General features: G+C 70.3%; 3 protein-coding genes and 1 pseudogene. 1 reads left to right on the top strand and 3 read right to left on the bottom strand.

Annotated elements, in window-relative coordinates; genetic code table 11:
* On the top strand, positions 1 to 1,279 hold a 1,279-nt coding region (locus tag ACTIR_RS21385), incomplete at its 5' end, for an Nramp family divalent metal transporter (protein WP_034238072.1).
* Between the two features lie 94 nt (positions 1,280 to 1,373).
* Here the strand turns inward: ACTIR_RS21385 and ACTIR_RS0103145 are convergent.
* The 3 genes and pseudogenes from ACTIR_RS0103145 to ACTIR_RS21380 all read right to left on the bottom strand — a co-directional run.
* Positions 1,374 to 3,212 carry a phosphoenolpyruvate carboxykinase (GTP) gene (locus ACTIR_RS0103145; RefSeq protein ID WP_026453193.1) on the bottom strand — a complete coding sequence of 613 codons (1,839 nt, stop codon included), beginning with the start codon at positions 3,210 to 3,212 and terminating at the stop codon, positions 1,374 to 1,376.
* A gap of 384 nt (positions 3,213 to 3,596) precedes the next feature.
* Positions 3,597 to 4,325 carry a hypothetical protein gene (locus ACTIR_RS0103140; RefSeq protein ID WP_026453192.1) on the bottom strand — a complete coding sequence of 243 codons (729 nt, stop codon included), beginning with the start codon at positions 4,323 to 4,325 and terminating at the stop codon, positions 3,597 to 3,599.
* A gap of 140 nt (positions 4,326 to 4,465) precedes the next feature.
* A pseudogene (locus ACTIR_RS21380) lies at positions 4,466 to 4,853 on the bottom strand (dynamin family protein); the annotation flags it as partial.

Below are 4,853 nucleotides of genomic sequence, written 5' to 3'. Positions count from 1 at the left end.
CCGGATACGCCAACTCGGGCCGGGCATCATGGCCGCGGCGACCGGCGTGGGCGCAGGCGATCTCGTGGCCACGATGGTGGCGGGCTCCCGCTACGGCTACACCCTGCTGTGGGCGGTGCTGCTCGGCACGGTCTTCAAGATCGCGCTCGCGGAGGCGGTCGGGCGCTGGCACCTGACCTCCGGACGGACCCTGCTGGCGGGCTGGCGCACGCTGGGCCGGTGGGTGCTGGTCTACTTCGGCGCCTACACCGTCATCTGGGGGTTCGTCTACGGGGCCACCGCCATGTCGGCCTCCGGCCTCCCGCTCAACGCGCTCGTCCCCGGTGTGTCCGTGCGGTACTGGGCCATCCTCTGTGGCCTGCTCGGGTTCGCGCTCGTGTGGTTCGGGCGGTACGCGGTGCTGGAAAAGATCATGGCGGTGTTCGTCGGCGTCATGTTCGTGACCGTGGTCGGAACCGCCGTGCTGGTGGCCCCGAACCTGGCCGAGGCGGCGGGCGGGCTCGTGCCCCGGCTGCCGGACGGGTCACTGGTGTACGCCCTGGGGCTCGTGGGCGGGGTCGGCGGGACCATCACGATGGCCGCCTACGGCTACTGGACCCTGGCGAAGGGCTGGCGCTCGTCCCGCTGGCTGCCGATGATGCGGTTCGACAACGTCGTCGGCTACGTGACCACCGGCGTCTTCGTGGTCGCCATGCTCGTGGTCGGCGCCGGGATGCTGGCCGGGACGGACGTCGTCGCCGGCGACGTCGGCCTGCTCCTGCTCGGCGACCGGCTCGCCGTCGAGTACGGCGAATGGGCCCGCGTGCCATTCCTGGTCGGGTTCTTCGCCGTGTCGTTCACGTCGCTGATCGGCGTGTGGAACGGGGTGAGCCTGCTGTTCGCCGACTGGTGGCGGACCTGGCGCCTGCCCGCACACGCGACCGACACCGACATGGACACCGGCACCGACACCGGCACCGGCACCGGCACCGGCACCGGCACCGACTACGACCGGCGGGCGGGGGTGCGCAGCAGGCCCTACCGCGCCTACGTGCTGTGGCTGACGTTCCCGCCGATGGCGCTGCTGTTCCTCGACCGGCCGTTCCAGCTCACCGTGGCCTACGGCGTGCTGGGGGCGCTGTTCATGCCGTTCCTCGCGGGCACGCTGCTGATCCTGCTCAACTCCGCACGGCTGCCGCGCGAGTTCCGCTCCCGGACGATCTCCAACACGCTCCTGGTCGTCTGCCTCGCCCTGTTCGCCTACCTGGCGGTGGACCAGATCGTCGGCCTGTTCGACTGAACCGTGCAGGACTCCTTCGCGGCGCCGGACGCCGTGAAGGCCCCCTTCCCCGCAGCACACGCAGGGAAGGGGGCCTTCACGGCAAACCCGGCGATCAGGCCAGGCGCTGCTTCATGGTCTCCAGTTCGTCGAGGAGGGCGGACGGGATCTTGTCCCGGCCGATCTTGTCGAACCACTCCTCGATGAGCGGGATCTCCTGCCGCCACTCGTCCGGGTCGACGTCCAGGGCGGCCTGGATGTCGGCCAGCGGCTCGGTCAGCCCCTCGATGTCCAGGTCGTCCGCGGTCGGCACGTTGCCCACCGGCGTCTCCGCGGCCGACGCCGTGCCCTCGATGCGCTCGACGATCCACTTGAGCACGCGCGAGTTCTCGGAGAAGCCCGGCCACAGGATCCGGCGGTCGTCACCGCGGCGGAACCAGTTGACGTAGAAGATCTTCGGCAGCTTGAGCTCGTCCGAGTTCTTGCCGATGTCCAGCCAGTGCTGGAAGTAGTCGCCCGCGTGGTAGCCGAGGAACGGCAGCATCGCCATCGGGTCGCGGCGCACCTCGCCGACCTTGCCCGCGGCGGCGGCCGTCTTCTCCGACGACATCGTGGCGCCCATGAACACACCGTGCTGCCAGTCGCGCGCCTCGTTGACCAGCGGGACCGTGGTGGCACGGCGGCCGCCGAACAGGATCGCCGAGATCGGCACGCCCTGCGGGTCGTCCCACTCCGGCGCGAGGATCGGGCACTGCGACATCGGCGTGCAGTAGCGCGAGTTCGGGTGCGCGGCGGGCTCACCGGCCTCGCCGTCGGCGGGCGTCCAGTCCTGCTTCTTCCAGGAGGTCAGGTGCGCGGGCTTCTCGCCCGCCATGCCCTCCCACCACACGTCGCCGTCGTCGGTGAGGGCGGTGTTGGTGAACACCGTGTTGCCCTTCTCGATCGTGCGCATGGCGTTCGGGTTGGTGTGCTCGTCGGTGCCGGGAGCCACACCGAAGAAGCCGAACTCGGGGTTGATGGCGTAGAGCCTGCCGTCGGAGCCGAAGCGCATCCACGCGATGTCGTCACCGAGCGTCTCGGCACGCCAACCCGGCAGCGTCGGCTGCAGCATCGCCAGGTTGGTCTTGCCGCAGGCGCTGGGGAACGCCGCCGCGACGTAGTACACCTTGTCCTCGGGCGAGATGAGCTTGAGGATCAGCATGTGCTCGGCGAGCCAGCCCTCGTCCCGCGCCATCACCGAGGCGATGCGCAGCGAGTAGCACTTCTTGCCGAGCAGCGAGTTGCCGCCGTAGCCGGAACCGTAGCTCCAGATGGTGCGGCTCTCCGGGAAGTGGCTGATGTACTTCGTGTCGTTGCACGGCCAGGGGACGTCCTCCTCGCCGGGCTCGAGCGGGGCACCCACGGAGTGCAGCGCCGGGACGAACTCGCGTTCCGTGCCGTCCTCGGTCACGAACTTGTCCAGCGCGGCCTGCCCCATGCGGGTCATCACGCGCATGGAGGCCACGACGTAGGCGAAGTCGGTGATCTCGATGCCGAGCTTGGGGTTCTCGTCGCCGAGCGGGCCCATGCAGAACGGGATGACGTACATCGTCCGACCACGCATGCAGCCCCGGTAGAGCTCGGTCATGGTGGCCTTCATCTCGTCCGGGTGCTTCCAGTTGTTGGTCGGCCCGGCGTCGGACTCACGCTCGGAGCAGATGAAGGTCCGCTCCTCCACACGGGCCACGTCGGAGGGGTCCGAGGCGGCCCAGTACGAGTTGGGCCTGGCCTTCAGCGGGACGAAGGTGCCCGCCTCGACCAGCTCGTTGTTAATGCGCTCGGCCTCTTCGTCGGAGCCGTCCACCCAGACGACCCGGTCCGGGGTGGTGAGTTCGGCGACTTCGCGCACCCACGAGAGCACACCGCTGTGCGTCGTTGGCGCTTTGTCGAGACCGGGGATGGCCACTGCAGTCATCTCTAACTCCTGTCTTCGACGACAAGAGCCCACACCGGACGCCAGTGTCCGGATGCGGGCTCCGTTGCCGGCGACCGAATGGCTACAAGCGCACCGTCGAGCGGTGTGCTCACGTTCTTGGATGCCCTGAGAGTAGCGGCCCGACACAGCCTGAACCGACCCATGACCTGTCGGTTCTCTCACAAGAACGATAAGGGAATCGATTCAGATCTCGGCTGAATCGGGTCAGCACGCGAGGGTTTCCGCCTGTGTCCGACCCCGGCGGTGGCGACCGCCCGCCGCAACCCGCCGGTACCGCTGTCGTCTCCGTCCGTTTCGCCCGTGTTCACCGCAACGTCGACCGACCGGGTGCGGAGTGTGATGACACCGGGCCGCGCCGCGGTGTCAGTTCGGGCTGATCCACTGGCCGGTGGCCGCGTCGATCCACGCCACGCCCTCGACATGCCGGGTACCCGGCGTGTCCCACCCGGAGCCGTCCCAGCCCGCCTGTTCCCCGGGCGTCTCCGCGCGCACGCCGTCGTGCTCGGCACCGGGGTCCACCCCGGTCCACTCCCCGTCCCCGGTGTGCTCGTAGGTTCTCGCGCTGCCGGTGTCGTCGATCACCACCGCCACGTCGGCGGACCCGTCGCCGTCCACGTCGGTGTAGGTGACGGTGTTGCCCTCGGCATCGGTGACGACGGCGGTGTCGTTCACGCCGTCGTGGTCGGTGTCCGTCGTCGCGGGGCCGACCTCGACGTCGCCGCCGGGCAGGTCGGCGACGATCGTGCCGCCGTGGCTGGTCCGGGTTTCGGGATCCGGGTCGCCGTCGGGGTGCTGTCCGTCCGGGACGGCCACCCACTCCCCGGTCGCCTCGTCGAAGTCCGCGTGGGCGGTCACCCGGTCCCGCGCGTCCCAGCGGACGTACTCGTCCGCCGCGCCGTCCCCGTCGTGGTCGACGAACGCCTGGGTGCTGCCGTCGGCGCGGTCGACCACCGCGGTGTCGGCCACACCGTCCCCGTCGAGGTCCAGGTTCGTCTCGGCGCTGTACTGCTCGCCCTCGACGGTGACGAGCATGTCGTCCGGCATGCCCGTCGCGCCGGTGTCGGTGCCGCCGCCCGTCTCATCGGCCCACACGGTCACTCCCCTCACGGTCGCGAGCCGGCCCCGGAATCCCGGAACCGCTGCTCACTGGGACTCACGGTAAGCCCGTTTCGTTCCCGGACCAAGTGTTTCCCGGACCCCGGCGCGGGACGGCCGGTCCGGCCGCCCGCGGGTCACGCCCGCCTCGGCCCGTCCCGGAGTTCCCGGATACGGCCCAGCAGGGCCTCGGCGCGCTCCCGCCCCTGGGCCACCTCCCGCTCCCGGTCGGTGACCGAGGAGAGCTGCCGGGACCGTTCCTTCCCGTCCAGCCTGATCGACGTGTCGACGGCTCTCAACTCGGCGTCGATCGCCTCGATGCGGCGGCTCAGTGCGTCGTCGAGCGCCAGGGACAGCTGTTGCTCGGCCTCGATGAGCTGTTCGGCGACGAGCCGGTCGAGCGTCGCGCGGGCGTCGGCGATCGACTCGACCAGCCATTGCCGGAGGTGCTGCCGGTCGGCCGCGTGCCTGCGGGTCCGTGCCATCCACCAGCCCGCGCCGAGCCCGACCGCGAGGGTGGCGGGC

Source organism: Saccharomonospora iraqiensis subsp. iraqiensis (assembly GCF_000430445.1).
In the GTDB taxonomy this organism is placed as follows: domain Bacteria; phylum Actinomycetota; class Actinomycetes; order Mycobacteriales; family Pseudonocardiaceae; genus Saccharomonospora; species Saccharomonospora iraqiensis.
The sequence above is the reverse complement of the archived record's forward strand: the minus strand, read 5'-3'. Positions and strand labels throughout refer to the sequence as shown.

Coding starts and splice junctions, on each gene's coding strand:
- ACTIR_RS0103145 (WP_026453193.1), bottom strand. CDS start 3,212: ATGACTGCAGTGGCCATCCCCGGTCTCGACAAAGCGCCAACGACGCAC.